This window comes from Pseudomaricurvus alcaniphilus (assembly GCF_011440395.1).
In the GTDB taxonomy this organism is placed as follows: Bacteria; Pseudomonadota; Gammaproteobacteria; order Pseudomonadales; family Cellvibrionaceae; genus Pseudomaricurvus; species Pseudomaricurvus alcaniphilus.
Genome location: NZ_JAAOIX010000010.1, coordinates 195,338 through 219,607, shown reverse-complemented (window position 1 = coordinate 219,607; position 24,270 = coordinate 195,338). Strand labels below are relative to the sequence as shown.

The following is a 24,270-nucleotide window of genomic DNA, read 5'->3' as shown; positions in this document are numbered from 1 at the left end:
ACGCGCGAAACTTCATCAGGGCCAAGAGCAAACAAGCTCCTAAAACAGGCCGGATATATGGAAGCAACCTGACTTTACATCTGATACGAGGCCTTGCAAACGAGGAGGAGACCATATATGGGTGTACGGCGAGTCTTGAAAGCAAGTCCCTGGAGCCAGGCCGGGAGAAATGCTGATGTCCCAAGGGCTACGAGGTATATATCTACTATCGCCGAGAGCTGGCTTATTCATAGGCGTAATTAGGTAAGGTTTTTATTCTCGCGGTGGCACGCTGGTGGTTGCCTTGCCCGTGCCTGGGCAAGGCAGACCTTCTGTCGCCATAGAGAGTTCACTGCGTCTCTGGATTACGCAGGCGCCAAAAAAACCGGCAGGCAAAATGTGTTGCTAGGCGATAAAAATCAAACCAGCCAGATTAAAGAAGCCATACGGCCGGTGGTGGTATCGCGACGGTAGGAGTAAAAAAGATCACTATCAGCATAGGTGCAGTACTGCCCTCCGTATATATGTGTGACACCGGCCGCGCGGAGCTCGGCCCGGGCGAGGGCGTACAAATCGGCGTGGTATTTCAGCGGGTGGGTGGGACTGGGCGCAAAGGCAGCGCTGATGGCCTGCAGGTGATCCAGGTCGGCGGCAGTTCCATAGAACGCCTCCAGCACCTCTATGCCCACTTCAAAGCGGGGCTGGCTAATGGCCGGCCCGAGGTACACCAGCAACTGTTGCGCTGGCGCCTTAAACCCCTCCAGAGCCCGCCGCACCATACCCGCCGCCAGGCCGCGCCAACCGGCGTGCACCGCTGCCACCTGGGTACCGGCGCTGTCACAGATCAGCAGTGGCAGACAGTCCGCGGTCATAACTGCACAGGCGAGCCCCCTGGCCGCCGTAATACAGGCGTCGGCGGTGCGCACCCGGCCGTCGGCGCTGGCGCCGACCATCTTGCAGCCGTGCACCTGCTCAAGCCACTGCACCCCTTGGGGAATCTGCAACTCTTGCAGCAGTCGGGCCCGGTTTTGCGCCACTGCGGCGGGGTCATCGCCCACGTGCAAGGCCAGGTTTTGACTGTTAAACGGCGCTGCACTAACCCCGCCCTGGCGGGTGCTGATAGCCGCCCGCACATTGGCCGGGGCGGGCCAGTCGGGCTCGATCCAGCCCGGCCCTGAGCCAGCAACGTCTGTCATTCGCCCAACACCCGCAGCAAGCGCTGCATATCCGCCGGCAAGTCCGCTTGCCACTGCATATAGTCGCCACTGCCGGGGTGATCCAGCCCCAGTTGCGCCGCGTGCAAAGCCTGCCTTGGAAAGTGTTTCAGCACCTCCAACAACTCCGCCGATGCCTGGCGCGGAATCCGGAAGCGACCACCGTAAGTGGCGTCGCCCACGAGCGGATAGCCAATATGCGCCATATGCACGCGAATCTGGTGGGTGCGGCCGGTTTCCAGCTTGAGGCGAATATGGGTGTGATTGGCAAAGCGCTTAACCAGCCGGTAGTGGGTGATCGCCTCCTTGCCGCCAGACTCCAGCACCGCCATTTTCTGGCGCTGGCGCGGATGCCGCCCGAGCGCTGCGTTGACCTTGCCGCCACCGGTCATAACCCCCTGCACCACCGCTTCGTACTCGCGGCTGACCGTGCGCGCCTGCAACTGCTCAACCAGATTGGCGTGTGCTTCCACTGTACGGGCGACCACCATCAAGCCAGTGGTATCCTTGTCCAGCCGGTGCACAATGCCCGCCCGGGGCACATTGATCAGTTCGCCGGCGTGGTGCAACAGGGCATTAAGCAGAGTGCCGCTGCGGTTGCCGGCGGCCGGGTGCACCACCAGCCCGGCGGGCTTGTTGATCACCAGAATCTGCTCGTCCTCATAGACGACATCCAGATCCATGGCCTCCGCCTCCCAGTCGCCCTGCTCCTCCAGCTCGGCCTTCAAATCCAGCGTCTCGCCGCCCAGCACCTTGTCCTTGGGCTTGCCCGGCTGGCCGTCTACCGTCAGCGCCGCCGACTTGATCCAGCCCTGCAGGCGCGAACGGGAGTATTGCGGGAACAGCTCGGCTGCCGCGAAATCGAGCCGCGAGCCCATCAACTGCTCGGGTACCACGGCGCTCAACTGGAGAGCTTCAGCCATTATCAAATTATCCTCTGTATTACTGACTTTACCTGCGTTCGCAACTTGCGTTTAGAACTCTACTGCAGAAATCTTGTCTACAATGGGCCCGAAAACGACCCAAACGTCGAATTCAGCCCTTTTGGGGGCGGGGGGAACCAAATAAATCACCACATTACCACCAGACTGAGCTCGAGGCCTTTGGTCCGGGCCCGCTCTGTGGTTAAATACGCCTTCCCGGTGACGGGGTAACTGAGTCCGCCCGGTAGTTTAAACAAGCTAAGGCGAATAATCATTGAATAATGCGCAAGTCGCCTCGATTGAGTTTAATAAGACCATGCACGTCCGCTTCGCGATCATTTTAATCAGCTTTATTTTTCTCGCCGCCTGTTCATCCCAGGACGACAAACAGCCCAAGCTAACCACCGAGAAAGAATTTTACGAAGCTGCCCAACGCCAGCTGCGCAGCAGCCAGTGGGAGCTCGCCATCAAGAACCTGCAGGCCCTGGAAGCCAACTTTCCGTTTGGCAGCTATGCCGAACAGGCCCAGCTGGAGCTGATTTACGCCTATTATCGCGACTTTGACCACGAAGCAGCTTCTGCAGCGGCAGACCGTTTCATTCGCCTGCATCCCCAGCATCGCAACGTCGATTACGCCTACTATATGAAGGGCCTGTCCTCCTTTACCGAGGGCCGAGGCATGTTTGAGCGCTTCCTGGAAACCGATTTGACCCAGCGGGACCCCGGCTCCGCACGCCAGTCATTTGCCCACTTTGCCCAGTTACTGGCCCGCTACCCCAACAGTGATTATGCCCCCGACGCCCGCAAGCGCATGATCTACCTGCGCAACCTGCTGGCCCGCTACGAGATCCACGTCGCCAACTACTACCTCAAGCGCGGCGCCTATATCGCCGCCATCAACCGCGGCCGCTACGTGGTGGAAAACTTTCAACAGACCCCCGCCGTGCCCGATGGCCTGGCAGTTATGGTGCAGGGCTACCACCTGCTGGGCATGAACGACCTGGGTGAAAACTCCCTGCTCACCCTGCGCGCCAACTATCCGAACCACCCGGTTCTGAAAGGCGGCGAATTTAACTACCAGCACAGCTCACGACTGGGCCAGCGCTCCTGGCTCACCAAAGCTACCTTCGGCCTGTTTGACAAGAAAGACCCCACCGGCTTCGACAGCCGCGCCATCTACAACCCCGAATACAAGGGTAACGGCACCAGCGCCCAACCACCTGCTGCGCAGGAGGAAGAAAAGTCCTGGCTGGAATGGCTGAAGTTCTAGGGGGCTTCTGATCGGCACAGAGGCTCCGAAATTAATTGGTGCGTATAGCCCGCCAATACAGGAGGGGCAGACTACAATGCGCCAAGCTAACCCAGGCTCATTACTCGATTAGCCAACAGAACCGATTTAACAGCCGCAACCAATGGATTAGTTACGCCATCCAATCAAAAACTTCTGGCGAACTAAAGCGTACAACCCTGCACATCTATTTTTTCTTTTCACAAGAATCATACGCCGAGGCCTGATCAAGGCCCGGTGGGTGTGCCCTGCCAGACCAATCAGGTCGCGTTTAGGCTCTCCGCGCTTTTCGGGTTTTCGCGGACGGATGTTTGAGCGCAAGCGAGTTTCCGGGAGCGCGAAAAGCGCGGAGAGCCTGCGGCCGGTCTGGCGGGGCGCACCCACCGGGCCGCCGCGCTAAACCACAGCGAATCGATAACAAAGCAGAAGCAAGAAAAGCACAGAGAGTCTGCGGCCGATCTGGCGGCGCACACCCACCGGGCCGCCGCGCCAAACCTCCACGTCAAAAAACGATGACAAACCACAACGAATCGATAACAAAGCAGAGGCGAGAAAAACACAGAGCCCCTGCGAACCGCCGACGGGATACATCCACCCGGCCGCATCAGGGGCTGTTCAGTGAGCAAGGCTCACACCAAACTAGTCGCCCAGTTTCCAGCCGTTGGTAATTGGATAGCGACGATCGCGGCCGAAGCCCCGCTCGGTAATACGCGGGCCCACCGGAGCCTGGCGGCGCTTATATTCGTTCAGATCCACCAGCCGCAGCACCCGGTGCACCACCTCCGGATCAAAACCCTCCTCAATAATCGCCGCAGCGCTGAAATCGCACTCCACGTACAACTCCAGAATCTGGTCGAGAATCTCATAGGGCGGCAGACTGTCTTCATCTTTCTGGTCTGGCGCCAACTCCGCCGACGGCGGCCGCTCGATAACCGACACCGGAATCACTTCACCGAGGGTATTGCGGTAACGGGCCAGCTCAAACACCATCACCTTGGGCACATCCTTGAGCACGTCAAAACCGCCGGCCATATCGCCGTAGAGCGTCGAATAACCCACCGCCATTTCACTCTTGTTGCCAGTGGTCAGGACCAGGAAGCCTTTCTTGTTGGAAATAGCCATCAACAGCACACCGCGGCAGCGAGCCTGCAAGTTCTCCTCGGTGGTATCCCGGTTTTTGCCGGCAAACTCAGCCGACAACGCGTCCATAAAGGTATCAAATATGGGCTCGATAGAAATCGACTGATAGCGCACACCAAGGCGTCGCGACTCCTCCGCAGCATCGTTTTTACTGAGATCCGAAGTGTACTTGAACGGCATCATCACCGCCTCGACCCGGTCTTTGCCCAGTGCGTCCACCGCGATGGCCAGAGTCAGGGCCGAATCGATTCCGCCGGACAAACCCAGCACCACACCGCGAAATCCGTTCTTGTTAACGTAGTCGCGCACCCCCACTACCAAAGCCTGGTAGACGCTGGCCAGGTTATCCGGCGCCGGCACCATCTCACCTGGCAACACCGTGCAAACGCCCTTGCTGACCTGGATATCAACCGGCACCAGCGCCTCTTCATAGGCCGGGGCCAGGGATTTCAGCTCCCCTTCAGCATCCACCGCCATAGACGCACCGTCGAAAATCAACTCATCCTGGCCGCCCACCTGGTTGACGTAAATAATGGGCATGCCGCCCTCTCGGGCCCGATCGTGCAACAACTGACTGCGCTCGCTGATTTTGCCCATGTGAAAGGGCGAGGCATTGATATTGATCATCAGCTGGGCGCCGGCCTGCTTCGCCTGCAGCATAGGTTCCATCTGCCAGATATCTTCACACACGGTAATCGCCGCCTTGATACCCTTCAAACGCACCACACAGGCACTGTCGCCGGAGACAAAATAGCGCTTCTCATCAAATACGCGGTAGTTGGGCAAGTGCTGCTTGGCGTATTCAGCGGTGAGATCCGCGCCGTCAATCACGCCGGCCATATTGAAAACCCGGCCGGCCACTACCCGCGGGTAACCCAGTACCACCGCCGCTTGCAGGGACGCTGCGCAGATTTCCGCGATGGCGCGGTTAATCCGCACTTCAAGGCTGTTGCGCAGCAGCAAGTCCTCAGGCGGGTAACCGGTCAGCGTCAACTCCGGAAACACCACCACGTCGGCGCCGTGCTCGGACTCGGCCTGGCGGGCGGTGTCGATCACCAGTTCGGTATTTCCCTGGATATCACCCACCAGCGGGTTTATCTGGGCCATGACAATCTTCAGGGTTGGCATAGTAACTTCTCCAAGGAATCCGTTGCCCGTAAACAGTGCCGTCCTGTCACAGCGCTGACAGGCACAGTGCCAGCGCTATGATTTAACACCACTATCGGTGGCGGCAAAACTCCGTTCACAATCTTTGTATTGTTTACCATTCGCGGTCGACAAGAGCCGCGCGGGGCGCTATTTTCGGATAAAGCACAGGATTAAGCAAAAATATCATGCACACAACCAGCCCCCAGGGCAATTCTACCCTACTGCGCATCTATGCCTACTACCGTTTCGGGCTCAGCGGCCTGCTGCTGCTGATGTTCTATCTCGGTGTCGCACCCAATGTGCTCGGTAATATGGAGCCGAGCCTGTTTCTCTACACGTCGCTGGGCTTTGCCGGCCTCAGTTCGGCCAGCCTGCTGCTGCTGTGGTACCGGAATTTCAATCTCAATATCGAGCAGCGCTTCTTCCTGCTCTTTATCGACATCATGTTGCTGGTGCTGCTGATCCACGCCAGCGGCGGCCTCGACAGTGGACTCAGCCCCCTGCTGTTCGTCACCATCGCCACCGGCAGCATCATACTCAAACCCCAGGCCAGCGCCGCACTGGCGGCCACAGCCACCCTGCTGATGCTGGCCCAAACCCTGTTAATCATTCGTCTCGGCTACGGCGATTCCCGCACCCTGTTTTCCGCCGGCATGCTCGGCTCCATGCTGTTTATCTGCTCGCTGTCTTTTAGCTACTTCACCACCCGGCTGCGGCTCAGCGCGGAAAAGGCCGCCGCCCAGGAAGCCCATGTAAACCACCTGCAAAAACTCGCCCAGCTGATTATCGAACGCATGCAGACCGGCATTATCGTCAGCTCCGCCAGCGGCGAAGTGGAACTGATCAACCAGTCCGCCAACCAACTGCTCAACTGGCAGCAGCGCCACAATGGCACGCGTCGCCTGGATGATATCCCGGAGCTCGAGGAGCACATTCGTCTCTGGCAAACCTTTCCCAATTCCCGCGCCCCGAACCTGAAAATTGGCGAAAACAATACCGAAGTGCGGCTGCGCTTTGCCAACCTCGAGTTCCCCGCCAATGAAAGCGGCCGCGATGCCGAAACCCTGATCTATGTGGAGGATACCCGCACCCTCAACCGCGAAGCCCAGCAGCTGAAACTGGCCTCCCTCGGGCGCCTCACCGCCAGCATCGCCCACGAAATCCGCAACCCGCTGGGGTCGATCAGCCACGCCGCCCAGCTGCTGGCGGAGTCCCCCGATTTGGGAGCGGCGGACCTGCGTCTCACCGAAATTATTGAAACCAATACCCGCCGCGTCAACCAGATTATCGAAAACGTGCTGCAGCTATCCCGGCGTCAACCGACCAAGCCCGAAGCCCTGGATTTGGCCATTTGGTTGCCGCAGTTCGTGGCCGATTACAGCGAGCACCGGGCCGAAGAAATAAAAATTGATTTGCGCCTGCTGAACGACTCTATTCGCACCCGCATCGACAGCAGCCACCTGGCCCAGGTATTAACCAACCTGGTGGATAACGGCCTGCGCTACAGTGAAAAAGTCAGCGGCGAAGCCAGGGTGACCCTGCGCGCCGGCCTCGACCCGGTCACCGAGTGGGCCTACCTGGAAGTCATTGACGAGGGCGATGGGATACCGGAAGATAACCTCGCCCATGTATTTGAGCCGTTTTTTACCACCGAAGCCACCGGCTCCGGGCTGGGTCTGTACCTTTCCAGGGAGCTTTGCGAGTCCAATCACGCCACTCTGAACTACCGCCGCGACGCGGGCCAGAAGAGTTGTTTCAAAATAGAATTTGCCCACCCGGATCGAATATTTTAATGACCAGTACCACACCTGCCGTGACCAAAGCACTGATCGTCGACGACGAGCCGGACATCCGCGAACTGTTGGCCATCACCCTGACGCGCATGGGCATAGACACCGATCACGCCGCCAACCTGGCAGAGGCCATCGGCCTGCTGGGCAAGCAGTCTTACCAGGTTTGCCTCACTGACTTGCGCCTGCCCGACGGCGACGGCATCGAGCTGGTGAGCTGGATCCAGGCCCACAAACCGCAACTGCCCGTCGCGGTATTCACCGCCCACGGCAATATGGACACGGCCATTACCGCCATGAAGGCCGGCGCCTTCGACTTTATTTCCAAACCGGTGGAGCTGGAACACCTGCGCCGGCTGATCAAAACCGCCCTGCAGCTCAACACCGTCAACAAGTTCGGCAACAGCAACAGCCCGGCCCTGCTCGGCAGCGCGGATACCATTGGCAAACTGTTAAAGCAGATCAAAAAAGTCGCCCGCAGCCAGGCCCCCATTTATATCAGCGGCGAATCGGGCACTGGCAAGGAACTGGTGGCCCGGGCCATTCACTACCAGGGCGGTCGCGCCGAGGGCCCCTTTATCCCGGTCAACTGCGGTGCCATTCCCAAGGAACTGATGGAGAGCGAATTCTTCGGCCACAAAAAAGGCAGCTTTACCGGCGCCAGCGCCGACAAGCAGGGACTGTTTCAAGCCGCCAACGGCGGCACCCTGTTTCTCGATGAAGTGGCCGACCTGCCGCTGGAAATGCAAGTAAAGCTGCTGCGTGCCCTGCAGGAAAAAGCCGTGCGCCCCATCGGCAGCGACCGCGAGATCGATGTGGATGTGCGGGTACTGAGCGCCACCCACAAGGACCTGGGCGTGGAAGTGCAAAAGGAACGCTTTCGCAACGACCTCTACTACCGCATCAACGTCATCCAGATCGATATCCCGCCCCTGCGCGAGCGCAAACAGGATATCGACCTGCTGGCCAGTCACTTCCTCAAGCAGTTCGCCGAAGAGAGCGGCCTCGACACACCGCGCCTGTCGGCCAGCGCCGCAAAGGCCCTGCAAAACTACAATTTTCCGGGCAACGTGCGGGAACTGGAAAATATACTCGAGCGCGCCTTCACCCTCTGCGAGGGCGACGTAATCGAGCATACGGACCTGCAACTGTCCGGAGCTGGCACCCAGCCAACCGCTGCCACGGGCGCCAGCAACCTCAGCAAGGCCGAGGAAGTCGAATCCCTGGATGAATACCTGGAGGAAATTGAAAAAGAAGTCATCAGCGCCACGCTGGAAAAAACCCGCTGGAACCGCACCGCGGCTGCGAAAAAACTCGGCATCAGCTTTCGCTCCTTTCGCTACCGCCTGAAAAAACTCGGCCTCGACAACGAAGACGACGAGCCCTGAGTTATCCCATAAACCTACCTAGTTACCACCTAAGCTAAGCGTCGTGCAGCCGGCAATATGTTAGGTCTGGCTTCGGGGGCTTGCTTTCAAGACCCTCGACAGCAGGGATGCTGTCGTGGAGCCTCGAGCCCGCCCCGCGAGCGGAGCGAGTGCTTTGGGTGCATGGATGGAACCTGAGCCTGCCCCGCGAGCGCAGCGAGTGCTTTGGGCACGGCGAGTCTTGAAAGCAAGTCCCTGGAGCCAGGCCGGGAGCAAAGCTGCTGTCCCAAGGGCTACAGCGTATATGTTTACTATCGCCGATAGCTGGCTTATTCATAGGCGTAATTAGGTAACCCTATAACCCTGTTTAATTTTCATACTTTTGCCCGAGAGTAATTCCGCCCCGAAATTCGTACAGTAACTCCGCAGACATCATCAATGCCACGGAGGGCTTATGAAAATCTATCGGGGTTTTACCCTGCCCGAGTTACTCTTCACCCTCGCCATCGCCGGCCTGCTCGGCCTTATCGCCGCACCGTCATTTCTCAGCACAGGCGAAGCCGCCGGGGCCAGCGCCGCGGCTGGAAATATTCATCGCGCCCTGCAGCACGCCCGCACCCTCGCCAAAATGCAAGCCCGACGCCTTTACATTTGCGGCTCCGACAATGGCAGCGAGTGCAACAAGGAATGGGGAAAAATGATGCTGCTGTTCGAGGATAAAAATGACGACAAACTGCCGGACAGCGACGAACTGGTGCAGAAGTACCTGATCAACGCCCGTCACAGCGTGATCCAGACCCGCCTGGGATTTGGCAAGAAACTGTTCAGCTATAACAACCTGGGTCGCGTCGATTTAACCGGCAGCTTTTTAGTGTGCGCCGCCGACCACAGCCCTGAACCGGTGCGCAAAATCACCTGGAACGCCACCGGCCGCCCCTACGTCTTGAAAACAGCAACCAAAGTCGCCGCCCATTCAGATATGACCTGCAGCGGATAAATCTTCCAGTTCAACACCAAAGCCAGGCGCCGTAAAACCGAAAACCGAAAATCGAGAAACTGGAAAACCTGAAAACCTGAAATCCTGGAAACTGGCAATATAGCAGGTCCGGCGGCAGGGGATTGCTTTCAAGACCCTCGACAGCAGGGATGCTGTCGTGGAGCCTCCAGGGACGGAATCTCGGCGAGTCTTGAAAGCAAGCCCCTGCCGCCGGGCCGGGAAAAAAGCTATACCCCAGAGGCTACAAATTTATTCGCAACATCACCGCTAGCAAGCATATTCACAGGGAAAACCAGGTAAGTTATTGACCCACTTTACCAACAACGCTCAGTATTGCTGCCAGTAGCCGAGCGCGCCCCCGTATGGGTAACCACCAGAGTAGTACAATCGTCGTCGTCCTCCTGCGGCCCCCCCACTGTGGGAGTCGCGGTCAAGGTATAGCAGTTAAAGGGGGCAGCGTTGACACAAGTGCCCACCCCGGCGTTGATGGACAGGGTCAGGGTATAGAAACCCTCCGGCGACGCCGCCCCGCCCAGGTCATCGATATCGTCGGTATAACCGTTAAACTGGAAAAACCATTTCTCCTGCTCCGCCGCAGCGCTGGACAGGGCCGCCCGGGCGTCGGCGCGGCGGGCCTTGATGGTGCTCTCCTGGTAGGCCGGCAACGCGATACTGGCCAGGATGGAAATAATCACCAGGGCGATCAGCAACTCAATCAAGGTAAATCCGCGCGCTTGTTTCATTAAACTACTACTCCTGCGGGCCAACGCCCGGTTACAAGCCAATATTCCAATTGACGTTTATTTCCTGCCACGACTGACGCCCGAACGGTGCCGGCTCGTTGGTCGGCCCGTGATCACTCAACACTCCGTGATCGTCCACCGAAACCCCGGTACCCTCAGCATCATCTGAATCACCCTGGCCGTCTCCACCCAGCAGCGTGAGGCTGTTGGTAATACCGGTATCGGTTTTCACGTATTCTCCGTCGTTGTTGTACTTCTTGCTGCCGTCAGTGCCCACCGGGGCAAATGGCGAAGCGGTACCGGTCTGGAAGTGATAGGCATTGATGCGCGAGTAACCTACCGGCTCACACTGCTCCACCGAGGGCGCGTACTCGCTGAACAGCAAGGTCGGCCCCACCAGGTTGGTGGCACCCACCACCCGCGCCGCGGCAGTGTTGGCCAAGCTCAAATTCATCTCCCGATACCAGCCATTGGTTTTCAGGATCTCCCTTCGCAATGCGCGCCAATCGGATACCGTCACCCCGTTAATGACCACATCGCTACTGGCACTGGGGTCGTCGCAGGGGGCCGCACAATTGCGCACGTAATTCACGGTAGTGAATTTTTCCGGGTCTACCGTAAACACCTGGACATCCGTCACATCCACCATATCCGAGAGACTCACCGAGCTCAGCGGGTCGGGCTCGATAATGCCGTAGTAGTGCTGCGTCTCGGTGGTGAGGTTGTCCGCCGCCACCAGAAAACGCCCGGTACCGAAATACACCCAGCGGTTGCCAAACCCGTCGAGCGCCAGCCTCGGGGTTTCCACCACCGGATTGGCGGTATCCCGCAGAGTGGTCAGTGTCGAACTGGAAATCGGGCTGAAGTCCAGCTGCAGGCGTTTCAGGTTGCCGGTCTGGGTACCCGCATTGTCGCCCACGGTGCCGAAGTAAATGGCATCGTCCTCGTAATTATTATCCCAGTCTTCCACCGCCAAATGGCCGGCAAAACTGTTGCTGTCAAACTCCAGCGCCGAGACAAACTCCAGGTCGTTCAAATCGTAAAAGAACAGTTTGCCGCTGTCGTCACTGATGCCCTTGCTGAGGGCGTCGCTGCCGGAAGGACCGGAGGCAAACACCAGGTACCAGTCGTTGTCCGCCGGACTGGCAAAGCTGCCGTTCACGTCCGGGGTGCGGCGTTTGACCACCACCGGCCGGGAGCTGGTGTAACCCCAGGTCAGGCTGCTGAAGCTGACCGTGGCGGTGGCGGGAGTGCCGCCATAGCTGCTGGCATCAATAGTGGCCGTGGCGGCGCTATTGCCCGAACCCTGGTCCACGATATCCACCGAGGCGACCCGGAACCCCAGCACCGGGGTGATGTCGGCAACAGCACTGTCGACGCGAGTAATGGACTCCACCCAAATGCTGCTGTAGCCACTACCCGCAGCACTGATACTGACCGCGGTAATACCACCGCTACCATCTACGCCGGTGATACTCACCGCTGCCCCGCTGCCATCGCCACCAATGGCAATGGTATCGCCCACGCTGTAACCACTGCCGGGGGAGCTCACACTTGCGCTCGCCAATTTGTCGCTGTTGGTACCGTTACCCAAATTCAGTGCGATCACTGCGTCGCTATCGCCGTGAGTGGCGGAGATATCGACACTGGAATAGCCCGAACCCGGATTATCAACCCGGTAATTGGTAATCCCTCCGTTAGCATCTACCTCGGTAACCACCGCCACCGCATCACTGCCATCGCCACTGAGAGCAATGGAGTCCCCCACGCTGTAGCCGGAGCCACCGTTGTTGATCACCAAATCCAGCAGTATGCCCGTGTCCTCCAGCTTGGCCACGGCGCTGGCACCGCTGCCATCGGCACTGATGGTGACGTCCGGCGGCGTGGTGTAATAGCTGTCGTTACCACCGCTGATGGCGATGGACATCAGGTCTTCCGCCGGCCGCTGGATTTCCGCCAGCAGCTTGGGCGCCACCTCGGGATTGGTGACGTCGAACACCAGGAAGGAAGAACGAGTCGTGATATCGTCGTTGTCGGCATCACTGCCGTCGTCGTCCGAGTCCGGGTCGAGGCTGAAGTCGCCGCCACCGAAACGCAACCCCATCACCAGAATGGTGCCCCAGCCGCCGGGGTGATCCGTGTCGCTGGCAAAAATATTGACATCGTAGATTCGCGGCGAGCCGTCCACATAGTAGACATGGCCGTAATCCGGCGAGGTCTGCCATTGCAGGTGCGGCAATACCGCCATGGGCACGTAAGCCCAGAGCTCGGTACCCAGCGGGTGCGCCACTTCGTTGCCCCCCGCTGACTGGGTGCTGAACGACTTGCTGGAGGCGTTATAGAAACCGGCGTTGAAGGCGTGCAGCATGCCATCGTTGCCACCCACATAGATGACCTGGCGCCGCTTCTGGTACTTCTGCCGAAACGCGGTATAGGTTTCATCGCCGTAGCGGGAGTCGTAGCGCGCCCGGGGAAAGCTGACCGAGGTGGGGGCCGAATGCACCAGGTCACCGAGGCGCCAAACTTCCTCGGCCCCGTCGCGATCGTAATCTACCGAGCGGCTGCGACTGCCGGCAATACTGTCATCACCGCGGATAAAATTGATGATATTGGTGACGCCGGCCTTGCTGGTGGAGTCGAGGCCAAAATAGCGATAGTACTCGGTGGAGGTGGGGTCGAGATCGGTGCTATCGAAGTCCAGCACCTCATCGGCTTGCACCGTGCCGTCACCATCGGTATCGATGCCGGTAATAATATGGCGCCCGGAACTGGCCAGCGAGCTGTAATTGCGCTGCGACCTGACCTGGCTGTTACTCAGCGCCGCCAATCTGTCCCTGGCGTTCCAGATGGCGTTGAATTTCGAAAAGCTGATGGTATCCACCTGGGTGAAATTGACACCGTCACTGGAGCTGAAACGCTGCACCCGGGTATCGTCCAGGGTTTCGTCGTAGAAAAATGTCACCGCGTAATCGACCGTGTAGTCGTCCAGCACCGCGTCACCATCAGTATCTTCGCGGAAGTAGCCATTGCTGTCACGAAACAGGGAGTGCAACATCCCGGCCCATTTAATGCTGTCGTCGGCACTGACTTCAAACTGCGGGTAGTAGGAGCCCTGGAAAATAGCCCCTTCGCCAGTGCTGGTATTGGCCACCACCGCCGCCGCCGAACTGCTGGTCACGGAGGTTTTCAGGGCATTAAAAATAGAGTTCAGGGCGGTCACCAGCAGGGCCGGATTGGAAAGCTGGTAGTAGTTGTCCGGCACCCCATCGCCGACGATATTGCCCTGGTCGTCGAGGGCAAAATTACCGCGGATGTCCTTCACGTCCCACTCGGAGTTACTGCTGGGCAGGCCATCGCCGTCGAGATCGTTAAAGCCGCCGTATTTGGCCGCCAGGTACATGGGGCGCGCCAGGCTTGCCGCCGATGACGTACCGGCAGTAAAGGTGGTTTCCTCAGCGGTCACTCCGGCCGGCGTCGCCTGGCCGGCGTTGAGGCCGTCAAAGTTTGCGCCGCCCGGACGCAGCGCCCAGGGCTCAACGATGCCGTCGGAACTGGATGTCCCGGTGATGGTATAGCTGAAGCGCAGGGCATTGCCGGCAAAGGCGTAGGGAGTGCTGGATTTGATTTTGATCTGGTCGCTGTTAATGGCAGGGGTACAGGCACTGCCGACGCAAAACTCCAACCGCTGCACGCCGTCGAGGTCGTAGTCATTGCCCCAGTGGGAATCCTCCCAGTAGATCAGGTAACTGCCCGCCACCAGCTCGCCGTCGTTTTCCGTCAGGGATTCCACCTGCACGTCGGTCAAACTGCAACCCTGCCAGCCACTGCTGCTGTTGGTGGCGCTGCCGTTGGTGTTGGCCTGGCAAGCCGGCAGGAACGCGACCCGCTTGCCATCCACATTGGCGGAAAAACTGGGCAGGCTCTCGGCCAGTTCCACCATAAAGTTGTCCACCACCTGGTCGCCGTTAAACCCGGTTTGGGTGCGAATATCGGTAGTGCGCGAATAGTAGGCCAGCCCGGCCAGGTCGTAGGTCCCCTGCAGGGCCGGCCGCTCCGGGCAGACCCCTGTGGCGTCGGCGAGGTCGGTGAGAGAGCGGGAGGTACAGACTTCGTCGGTGCCGCCGGACAGATAAGAGTTGTTAAAGGTGCCCCCCGCCTCCGCATTGCCAACCTTGTTGGTATAGGTATCGATGGAACTGGCGCCGGACAGGGACGGCAGATCGGACGCAGTGCCGAGGTCGTCGCCATCAAAGGAGTTCATGCCGCTGGACAGCATAATAAACGCGCACTTGGCGCAGGGCTCGCTGCTGCTCAACGGGTCGGTCCAGCTGCTCACCCGGGACAAGCCGGACAAATGGGCGGAGTCGTCGCCGTCAAAGGCCGCAGTTGGCGAGGTTTCACCGGCAAAATAGCGCAACCCTTCCAGGTAAATCTCACTCACCGGGTTACCCCAGTCACCGCAGTGGCGCGATGAACTGGTGCTGGTCAAAAACTCGTTTACGGTAATACTGTGATTGTCGCAGTCCGAATATTTTGCCCCATTCCACTTGACCACCTGGAACCGGTCGAGGTTGCTGATAATGCCGCTGACACCGGTAAACACCCCGGAATTGAGGTCGATTTCGTCATCGGAGGCACTGGCATTATTGGCGATGCGGGAGATATCCTTGCGCACAATACCGCCGGCATCATTATTGACGTAACTGCCGGTAATCAGGCCAAAGCGCAGCTCGCCCTCCTCGCCGTTTTCCTGCAGCAGGCCGATGGGCTTGCTATTGCCGTTGGGGTAACTCTTGCAGGTATCGGAGCCGGCATCCTTGCCGGTGACGCACACCTGCACCCTGGCCGCGATGCCCGGGTTAATCTGATCCACCGCTATATTCGGAGTGGTGCTGAGAGCGTTCCACTGGCACTGGGTAGACTCACTGGCGGACCACTGCCGCCAGGCCCCCGTGGCGAGGCGGATTTCCGGGGTCGAGCCGTTGCTCACATTACACATACTAATGGGCACGAGGTAGGGGGTATAGTTGCTGATATCCAGCCCCTCATACACCTTGACGAAAGCGTGCACATCATTGGGCAAGTGCGCCCGCTCCAGTACGGTTGCGCTATTGGTATCAGTAGAGCGCTTGCCGCCGTAGAGCACCCGGCGCACGATATCCATCCGCGTCATGGTGGCCCAGTTGAGAAAATTACCGCTCCAGGCACTGGCGGTATTGACGACCCCCACATTGGGACAGCTGTAGGGTGAACCGGCCGCATCGCCCGGCTCGAAGCGGTTATCGGTCAGGTTGTAGGTGTAGCAGAAATTGGGGTCAAAGTAGCCGTAATAGGTAAAGTCATTGCGGTAGGTGATGTCAGCGCTGGTAAGGGTGCCGCCGTCCAGGTTGGAGTAGTCGTTGTAAGCCTTTTTAAACAATTCGTGGTCAAAAGACAGACCCAGCATCACCAGCGGATCGGATGAGTCGGACACAATGGGTGGTTCGGACTGGAAATCCGCTGCCGTCACCGACCAGCCCGCTTGAGAGACCAACAGCAGGCTCGCAAGCAGCCCGAACTGCAACAAGGTTCGAAACGCCTTCATGAGCACACCTCTCAATTTACTTTTTTGAACATCGACTGCAACATCACAATCGAGTTATTGGTCAGGCCCCGCGCCAGCGCGGTAATACGAAACTGGGGCACGCAATTGGCCGGATTGGCCGCCGTACACTGGTTGGCGGGCACACGATTGACGTAACACATAAACTCGATAATGTAGCGCGAGTCCTCGCTCACCTGGGGGTGGGTCGGGGTGACCCGGACGCTTTTGTTGTTGTCCAGCCACAGGTTTGGCTCTCCGGCAGCCCCGGCCCAGCGCCAGACCGGGTTGTCCGGCGGCTCGATCTTGGCACCGCAGTCTTCCCGGGTGACCCCGATATCAAAGGGGTCGCCGGCATCGTAAAAGGCGCACAGGCCTTCGTCACAGGTGGCGGCAAAGCAGTTGTTACCGGCGCAACTGGCATAGTAGTTGTCATCGTTAAGCGTGGTGTCGTCGAGCCACTGCTCCGCCACTCGCAGGGTCTCTTCCGCCGCTTCAAACGCCACCGAGCGATCGCGGAAGCCGGCCGACATTTTCAACTCCAGCCCCGACCCGGACATGGTGGACAAGCCCAAAATAGTGACCACTGCCAGTAACACCAGGCAGACGATTAACACCACCCCTCGCTGCCGCCGGGGCCGGGTAGCATAGAAATTCATCGGAAGAGCTTGCACGGATACTTGTTTCATTCGACCAGAGCCATATTTCGGAGCAGAACGGTGGTGGACACAGTTTGGCGCAACAGACGATCGGTATAATTGGCGCCGTTAAAAACAAAGGTAGTGTTTTCAGCCCAGACCGGGTCCAGTGAGCGCAGCAACAGCTCCACCCGGGCGGTGCCCACCCGGCCCCAGTTGAGGGTGCCAACGCCAGTAATCTGGTCGGCATCCAGGTAGCGATTCACCTGGCCGTCGGCGGTGGCATTAGTGTCCACCCCGTAGGTCACCTGCATGTTTTCCACACCGATAATCAACTCTTCGGCCACCGTCGCCGATGCACCGGCCGTGGCCTGCACCTTTTCCCGGTAGAGCGAGGGTATGCTGGCATCGATACTGGACGGAGCTATGTAGTAGGCATTGGCGGAAAAGGCCGCCACCATGCCGCCGTTGCCAAAATCCTTGGTGGACAGGCCGCCGGTATTGTTGCAGTCGCCGCTGCCAAACAGGCTTTTGGTGCAATTGCCGGGCGACGTTGAGGCACCGGTGTTGTGGATGTATTGGTCATTGCCAATGCCGGTGTGCTGGAAGATGCTGACCTGGGTGCAGTTCTGGTTGATGGCCACCAGAATTGCGCCTTTCTCAATATCATGGGAGCCGACAATCTTGATAACCGCAGAGTTGTTGGTGTTGGGCGCCGAGTCATCGATAATTTCGGCCTCGTCTGCATCCAGGCGCCGAATAAGAAACGCGTCCGGGGCGTTGGCATTACCTGAGCCCCACAGGTCGGCGCGAAACTCCACCGGAAACTCGTTGGCATTTTCACTGCCGTCCCAGCCCACCAGGCCAAAGCCGGCGTAGAAGTCATCAGTGCTATCCACCACATTGGCTACCGCGGTGGTGGTGCCGCAGCCGCTGTAGCCCACCATGCGCAAATCCCGGCCCAGCTCATCGAGGGCGAAACGGGCGTTTTCCTGGATAAAGGCCAGCTCATCGGCGAGCTTGAATTTGACCTTGTTGTCCACCATCATCTGCACCACACCGGCCAGCACGATCATGGCGATAACCATCGACACCAGCAACTCAATCAGGGTCAGGCCGCGCTGACGAAAGCTTGCTCGCCGGGACTCAAACTGCCCGCGCATTGCGTTGTTGGGCAGTAATTTATTGGCTATGGATTGATTGCACATATCCCGCTCTGTAAGCCCTGTTTGACGGGCCAAAGTGACGTTGCTAGCGGCTACCATTGAGAGTCGCGCCTCCTCGTTCCGCATCTAGATGCGACTGCTGATTTGTATTTGCAGCCGATCGTCTTCGGCATCGTCCTGGTCGCCAGCATCCTGGTCAAACTGCACCAGGATAGTCACCTGGTTGCCCACTACCTGGATTTCACCCTCCCCCTGGGGCAAGGCATCGGCGACCGCCGCGCGCCACTGCACCACGTCCCACTTGGCGATCTGGGCGTCACTGCAATTGGCCGCCGCACAGTCGGTGCTAGCGGTGACTGAATCGCTGAAACCGGAGGCGTAATCACTCAGCACATAGCGATTGGCGCGCATGCGCTCGGTAATGTCCGAGGCCAACAGCACCGCCTGGGAGTAGCGATAGGAGGTGTTGTTCATGCGCACCGCGTTATTTTGCAAACTGGCCATGCCCAGCAGGCCAATGGCCAACACAAACAGGCCGATCATCACTTCGATCAGCCCCGCTCCGCGCTGGTAGCTGCCGCCTTTGTTTATTGCCATCACCGCTTGTCTACCCATGGTTGTTTCGCCATTACCCACCTTATGAACACGACAGTGCCACCGGGTTATTGCCCGCGTCCCGTTCAACATATTCCACACTGCCGCTGTGGCGGGAAGTCAGGCCGCGACCGGAGCGCAGCACCAGCAACCCGCGCACATAGGCATTGCCCGGCGCACAAATTTCAAACACCGGGGTGCCGGCCGCCGGCAAGCGCAAGGTACCGGTGGCGCTGAACTGCAGGAAATCCACCGTGCCCTCCATATCGTCGTTGCTGTTGGCGGCGGCGTGTACTTTCAGAATCTCCTCGCCGCCGTCCACCGTGCCTGCGGTGCCGCCGGCCGTGTCCACAAACACGATCCAGCCCTGGTTCCAGTCGCCGGCGGTGGTGCAGGCGGTGCCATTGGCACTCTTGCAGATGGAGACAAAACCGTTGCGCGACATCGCCGCCTGGCGGGCAAAGGCGATGTCCCGCGCCAGGTCTTTCTGCAGCGCCTCGACCCGGTTTTTCTCGATCACATTGGTAAAAGAGGGCACGGCAACCATCGCCACAATAGCGACGATGCTCAGCACTACCAGCAACTCGACCAGGGTAAATCCACAGTCAGCTTTGTTCATGGCAAAAGGTCTCATAGCAATAGGTATAGCAAACCCTCAGGCAATCAAGGTGATTGAGTGGATAAAAGCATTGGATAGCCGACGAACGGCCATCGCTACAAAAAAGGCTGCAGTAGTGCAGCCTTTTTTAGTGTAGTTCAGTGGTGTAAGTGTAGTTCATAGTGTCGTTAACCACTGGCAAGAATTGCGTCAACGCAACTCTTTGGGCAGGGAAAAGCGCACGTTTTCCTCTTCCCCTGCCGCTTCCCGGGCGGGCAGTGCGCCGAGTTTCACCAGTTTATCGACCACCGCCTGCACCAACACCTCTGGTGCCGAGGCACCGGCGGTGATGCCAATACTGTGTTTGCCCTGCAACCAGTGCGGCTGGATATCGCCGGCGCCGTCGATCAGGTAGGCAGCGCTGCCGCAGCGTTCCGCCAGCTCCTTCAAGCGGTTGGAGTTGGAGCTGTTGGGCGACCCCACCACCAGCACCAGATCGTTTTCCAGGGCCAGCTGTTTCACCGCATCCTGGCGGTTTTGGGTGGCGTAGCAAATATCATCCTTGCGCGGCCCCTGGATGCTGGGAAACTTGGCCCGCAGGGCATCGATAACCCGGGCAGTGTCGTCCATGGACAGGGTAGTCTGGGTGACGTAGAACAGCTGCTGGGGGTTGTTGACTTGCAGCCGCCCCACATCCGCCTCGTCCTCCACCAGGTAGATCGCGCCGCCACTGCGGGTGTCGTACTGGCCCATGGTGCCCTCGACTTCCGGGTGACCGTGGTGGCCGATCAACACGCATTCAGCGCCGCTCTGGGAGTAGCGGGACACCTCCATATGCACCTTGGTAACCAGCGGGCAGGTGGCATCAAACACCTTCAGGCCGCGCCGCCCTGCTTCCGTCCGTACCGCCTGGGAGACCCCGTGGGCGCTGAAAATCACGATCACATCATCGGGGACTTCATCCAGCTCCTCGACAAATATAGCGCCGCGCTCGCGCAGGCTATCCACCACAAATTTGTTGTGTACCACTTCGTGGCGCACATAAATGGGGGCCCCAAACACATCGAGGGCGCGATTAACAATGTCGATGGCGCGATCGACGCCGGCACAAAAGCCGCGGGGATTGGCGAGATTGATAGCAACAGCGGAGGACATATTCACCTTGCAGGAATTCTAGTGTTTGACGGCGGCTGCGACCGCCAGTATTTCCACCTCAAACAGGATCCGACGCCCTGCCAGCGGGTGGTTGAAATCAATGGTCACGGTCTCATCATCGAAGGCGGCAACGACGCCCGGCAGTTCCGCCTTTTGTGCATCGGCAAATGACAGCATCAGCCCCTCCACCAGCTCGATATCGTCACCAAACTGGGCGCGCGGTATTTTCTGCAGGTTGTTGGGGTTGCTCTGGCCAAAGCCATTTTCCGGTTCGATCACAAAGGTATCCTTGGCGCCGGCACTGAGGCCAAACAGGACCCGCTCAAAACCGGGCAGCAAATTGCCATCGCCCACCACAAAGGTGGCCGGCTGAGCGCCAAAATTGGAGTCCACCACATCGCCGTTATCGAGCTTGAGGGCGAAGTGCAAGGTCACCTGGGTGCCTTCATCGATGGTTATATCATCTGTCATAATAACTACTGTCGTCTATTGGTTGTCGGTTAATTGACTGTAACCCGCTTGTGTATGACCCGCCACTTGTGACTGTCACTTTTCCGCTGCACTGGCGCCGCTGTCCCTGCGGCCGCGCAGCGAGTCCACGATCAACAACCCGGCCCCGACGCAAATGGCGCTGTCGGCAATATTGAACGCCGGCCAATAGTAATCGCGGTAGTGGACCACAAGAAAGTCCACCACGTAACCCAGCACCACGCGATCGTACAGGTTGCCGATGGCTCCCCCCAACACCAGCGCCAGCGCCAGCGCTTCCCAGTGCCGAGCGCGTGGTAAAAGGGCAATCCAGACCACCACCGCCAGGCTCACTACTGCCGCCACGGCGGTAAAAAACCAGCGCTGCCAGCCGCCGGCATCACTCAAAAAGCTGAACGCGGCCCCCGGGTTGTGCAGCAGGGTCAGGTTGAAAAAATCGGTCAGCACCCACGGCTGGCCGTAGGCCAGGTTGTGACTGACCCAGCTTTTGCTGAGCTGGTCGAGCAGCACCACCAGCAGCGCCAGCAGGTACCACTTCCAGCTGGCCGCCGCCATACGCGACTCGACTTTCGTATCCACTCCGGTACCCATCTCTATTGACTCAGGCAAACTGACGCTGCTCACCGCCACCCACCACATTCTCTACGCAGCGTCCACAGATCTCGGCATGCTCCGGATCGCTGCCCACATCCTCGCGATAGTGCCAGCAGCGCACGCACTTGTCGCCGCCGGACTTGCTCACCAATACGGACAGCCCCTCCAGCTCGGTTGCCTCGGCACCACTCACCGCGGCGGTAGTCACCTCCGCCGCCGAGGTGATCAGCACAAAACGCAGCTCATCGCCGAGCAGGGACAAGCGCTGCGCCAGGTCGCTGTCGCACACCAGGGTGACCGCAGCGTCGAGGGAGCCGCCGATAATTCCCTCGCCGCGCTTTTTCTCGATCATCTTGTTGACCGCGGTTTTTACCGAAGTCATCAGTGACCAGTAGCCGTAGTCCAGCTCGGTGGCGCCGGCCTGCAGCGGAAACTCATACCACTGGGCGGCAAATACCGGGCCCTGGCGCGGCCCCGGAATATGGTCCCAGAGCTCGTCGGCGGTAAAACTGAGAATCGGCGCGATCCAGCGGGCAAAGGCCTCGACGATATGATACAGAGCGGTCTGGGCCGAGCGCCGGGCGATGCTGTCGGCCTGGGTGGTGTACTGGCGATCCTTGATGATATCCAGGTAGAAGCCACCCAGGTCCACCACACAGTAGTTGTGCAACTTCTGGTAAATGCTGTGGAAATTGTAGCTGTTGTAGGCCTGTACTATGTCGGCCTGCAGGCGCGCCGCGCGCTCCACCGCAAAGCGATCCAGCGACAGCAACTCGGCCACCGGCAGGGCATCACGCTCCGGCTCGAAACCGTTCAGGTTGGACAACAGGAAGCGAGCGGTATTGCGGATACGCCGATAGGAGTCGGCGGTGCGCTTGAGGATCTCGTCGGAGACCCGCATTTCACCGCTGAAATCCGTCGCCGCCACCCACAGGCGCAGCACGTCGGCGCCCAGTTCGTTGACCACCTTTTGCGGCGGAATCACATTGCCCAGTGACTTGGACATCTTGTGGCCTTTTTCATCCACGGTGAAACCGTGGGTCAGCACCTGCTTGTAGGGCGGCACACCGTTCATCGCCATGGAGGTTTTCAGGGAGGACTGGAACCAGCCCCGATGCTGGTCGGAGCCCTCCAGGTACAAATCCGCCGGAAACCGCAAATTGGCGCGCTGCTGCAAGACCGAAAAGTGGGTCACCCCGGAATCAAACCAGACGTCGAGGGTATCGGTCACCTTGTTGTACTGGTCCGCCTCGGCGCCGAGCAACTCGGTGGCATCCAGTTCAAACCATGCGTCCATGCCGTCCTGCTCAACCCGCTTGGCCACTTCTTCAATCAGGCGGCTGCTGTGCGGGTGCAGCTCCTGGGTATCCTTGTGCACAAACAGGGCGATGGGCACGCCCCAAGTGCGCTGGCGCGAGATACACCAGTCGGGGCTGGAGTCGAGCATGCCGTCGATGCGGGCCCGGCCCCAGTCGGGAATCCACTGCACATCCCGGACTGCCGATTTTACCTGCGCCAACAGGTTGTTCTGGCTCATGCTGACAAACCACTGCGGCGTCGCCCGGTAAATCAGCGGTGTCTTGGTGCGCCAGCAGTGCGGATAACTGTGGGTGAGTTTGGTCTTGTGCAACAGGCTGCCGTGCTCTTCCAGGGTCGCCAGCACCTTGTCGTCCACCTTGTACACATGCTCGCCAGCGAACAGCTCCACCTCGTCGCGGTAGATGCCGTGGTCATCGATATAGTTGAGCGTACCTATGCCGTTCTCGGCGCCGACATTAAAATCGTCAACGCCGTGGTCGGGGGCGGTGTGCACACAGCCGGTACCGGCATCGGTGGTCACGTGAGCACCGAGGATCACCGGCACCTGGCGCGCGTAAAACGGATGCTGCAGCTGCAGGCCTTGCAATTGGCTGCCCCGGCAGCGGCCGACAATGCGGTAGTCGTCGATCTCGGCCCGGGCCATAACCGCGGGCAGCAGCGCCTCGGCCAGCAACAGGCGCTCGGTTCCGGCCTGCACTACGACGTATTCCAGTTCGGCATTGAGACTGACCGCCTGGCTGGCCGGCAAGGTCCAGGGAGTGGTGGTCCAGATCACCACCGACACCTCGCCTTCACCTTCCAGTGCGCCCATGACCGCAGTTAGGGCTTCCGGGTCTGCCACCCGGTAGCGCACATCGATGGAGTTGGAGGTTTTATCCTGGTATTCCACTTCCGCCTCAGCCAGCGCCGAGCCACCCACCACACTCCAGTACACCGGCTTGAAGCCCTTGTGCAGGTGACCGTTGTCGATGATCTTGCCGAGCGAGCGAATGATGTCCGCTTCGGTTTTATAGTCCATGGTCAGGTAGGGATTGTCCCACTCCCCCAGCACACCGAGGCGGATAAAGTCCGCCTTCTGCCCCTGCACTTGCTTGCGAGCGTAGTCGCGGCACTTCTGGCGGAAGGTTTTAAAATCCACCTTAACCCCGGCCTTGCCAATCTTCTTTTCCACATTGTGCTCAATGGGCAAACCGTGACAGTCCCAGCCGGGCACATAGGGAGCGTCCAGACCGTTCAGGGTCTGCGACTTGACGATAATGTCCTTCAGAATCTTGTTGACCGAGTGGCCGATGTGGATATCGCCATTGGCGTAAGGAGGACCGTCGTGCAGGATAAACTGCTCACAACCGCTGCGGGCCGCGCGAATGGTTTCATAGAGCTTTTCGCTCTGCCATTTTTTCAACATGGCGGGTTCACGCTGGGCCAGGTTGGCTTTCATGGCAAAGCCGGTGCTGGGCAAGTTCAAGGTCGGTTTGTAATCGGTCATAGTGTCGTATTAATAGCGTCGTTTTGGCAGAAGGAATTTAGTCACTGGAAGGCCGTTGT

The 24,270-nt window shown here is 59.1% G+C and carries 17 protein-coding genes; 4 read left to right on the top strand and 13 right to left on the bottom strand.

Annotated elements, in window-relative coordinates; all coding sequences use genetic code 11:
• Nucleotides 1–398: 398 nt before the first annotated feature.
• The gene (gene pgeF, locus G8764_RS18525; RefSeq protein WP_166166411.1) at nt 399–1,175 is read right to left on the bottom strand and encodes a peptidoglycan editing factor PgeF; all 777 of its coding nucleotides are present in this window, start codon (nt 1,173–1,175) and stop codon (nt 399–401) included.
• Complete coding sequence (rluD, locus tag G8764_RS18520; RefSeq protein WP_166166409.1) at nt 1,172–2,116, bottom strand: 23S rRNA pseudouridine(1911/1915/1917) synthase RluD; 945 nt, start codon at nt 2,114–2,116, stop codon at nt 1,172–1,174. Before rluD ends, pgeF begins: the two co-directional genes overlap by 4 nt.
• A gap of 316 nt (nt 2,117–2,432) precedes the next feature.
• Here rluD and G8764_RS18515 point away from each other — a divergent pair, with 316 nt between their 5' ends.
• On the top strand, nt 2,433–3,386 hold the full coding sequence (locus G8764_RS18515; RefSeq protein WP_166166445.1) for an outer membrane protein assembly factor BamD: 954 nt from the start codon (nt 2,433–2,435) through the stop codon (nt 3,384–3,386).
• Between the two features lie 657 nt (nt 3,387–4,043).
• On the opposite strand, the gene G8764_RS18510 is transcribed toward G8764_RS18515, so the two are convergent.
• Nucleotides 4,044–5,672, bottom strand: a complete 1,629-nt coding sequence (locus G8764_RS18510; RefSeq protein ID WP_166166407.1) for an NAD+ synthase — start codon at nt 5,670–5,672, stop codon at nt 4,044–4,046.
• A gap of 206 nt (nt 5,673–5,878) precedes the next feature.
• On the opposite strand from G8764_RS18510, the gene G8764_RS22840 reads away from it, so the two are divergent.
• The 3 genes from G8764_RS22840 to G8764_RS18495 all read left to right on the top strand — a co-directional run bounded on the left by G8764_RS22840 (nt 5,879) and on the right by G8764_RS18495 (nt 9,847).
• The gene (locus G8764_RS22840; RefSeq protein WP_166166405.1) at nt 5,879–7,486 is read left to right on the top strand and encodes a sensor histidine kinase; all 1,608 of its coding nucleotides are present in this window, start codon (nt 5,879–5,881) and stop codon (nt 7,484–7,486) included.
• The gene (locus tag G8764_RS18500) at nt 7,486–8,871 is read left to right on the top strand and encodes a sigma-54-dependent transcriptional regulator (RefSeq protein ID WP_166166403.1); all 1,386 of its coding nucleotides are present in this window, start codon (nt 7,486–7,488) and stop codon (nt 8,869–8,871) included. The genes G8764_RS22840 and G8764_RS18500 overlap by 1 nt, the downstream gene beginning before the upstream one ends.
• A 433-nt stretch (nt 8,872–9,304) precedes the next feature.
• On the top strand, nt 9,305–9,847 hold the full coding sequence (locus G8764_RS18495; protein ID WP_166166443.1) for a GspH/FimT family pseudopilin: 543 nt from the start codon (nt 9,305–9,307) through the stop codon (nt 9,845–9,847).
• A gap of 314 nt (nt 9,848–10,161) precedes the next feature.
• Here G8764_RS18495 and G8764_RS18490 read toward each other — a convergent pair whose 3' ends face one another.
• From G8764_RS18490 to ileS, 10 genes are all read right to left on the bottom strand, one after another.
• Complete coding sequence (locus tag G8764_RS18490; protein ID WP_166166441.1) at nt 10,162–10,590, bottom strand: type IV pilin protein; 429 nt, start codon at nt 10,588–10,590, stop codon at nt 10,162–10,164.
• A gap of 31 nt (nt 10,591–10,621) precedes the next feature.
• The gene (locus tag G8764_RS18485) at nt 10,622–16,174 is read right to left on the bottom strand and encodes a pilus assembly protein (protein ID WP_166166401.1); all 5,553 of its coding nucleotides are present in this window, start codon (nt 16,172–16,174) and stop codon (nt 10,622–10,624) included.
• An 11-nt stretch (nt 16,175–16,185) separates the two neighbouring features.
• Nucleotides 16,186–16,860 (bottom strand): pilus assembly PilX family protein, encoded by a 675-nt coding sequence (locus G8764_RS18480; protein ID WP_166166399.1) that lies wholly within the window; start codon nt 16,858–16,860, stop codon nt 16,186–16,188.
• The gene (locus tag G8764_RS18475) at nt 16,857–18,017 is read right to left on the bottom strand and encodes a PilW family protein (RefSeq protein ID WP_166166397.1); all 1,161 of its coding nucleotides are present in this window, start codon (nt 18,015–18,017) and stop codon (nt 16,857–16,859) included. The genes G8764_RS18480 and G8764_RS18475 overlap by 4 nt, the downstream gene beginning before the upstream one ends.
• An 84-nt stretch (nt 18,018–18,101) precedes the next feature.
• On the bottom strand, nt 18,102–18,590 hold the full coding sequence (gene pilV, locus G8764_RS18470) for a type IV pilus modification protein PilV (protein ID WP_166166395.1): 489 nt from the start codon (nt 18,588–18,590) through the stop codon (nt 18,102–18,104).
• Nucleotides 18,591–18,612: 22 nt separating this feature from the next.
• Nucleotides 18,613–19,188, bottom strand: coding sequence for a GspH/FimT family pseudopilin (locus tag G8764_RS18465; protein WP_166166393.1), 576 nt, complete (start codon nt 19,186–19,188; stop codon nt 18,613–18,615).
• Between the two features lie 189 nt (nt 19,189–19,377).
• On the bottom strand, nt 19,378–20,322 hold the full coding sequence (gene ispH, locus G8764_RS18460; protein ID WP_166166391.1) for a 4-hydroxy-3-methylbut-2-enyl diphosphate reductase: 945 nt from the start codon (nt 20,320–20,322) through the stop codon (nt 19,378–19,380).
• An 18-nt stretch (nt 20,323–20,340) separates the two neighbouring features.
• Nucleotides 20,341–20,793, bottom strand: a complete 453-nt coding sequence (locus tag G8764_RS18455) for an FKBP-type peptidyl-prolyl cis-trans isomerase (RefSeq protein ID WP_166166389.1) — start codon at nt 20,791–20,793, stop codon at nt 20,341–20,343.
• Between the two features lie 75 nt (nt 20,794–20,868).
• Complete coding sequence (lspA, locus tag G8764_RS18450) at nt 20,869–21,366, bottom strand: signal peptidase II (protein WP_166166439.1); 498 nt, start codon at nt 21,364–21,366, stop codon at nt 20,869–20,871.
• Between the two features lie 46 nt (nt 21,367–21,412).
• A complete protein-coding gene (ileS, locus tag G8764_RS18445; RefSeq protein ID WP_166166387.1) occupies nt 21,413–24,211 on the bottom strand; it encodes an isoleucine--tRNA ligase in 2,799 nt (932 codons plus the stop codon).
• Between the last annotated feature and the right edge of the window lie 59 nt (nt 24,212–24,270).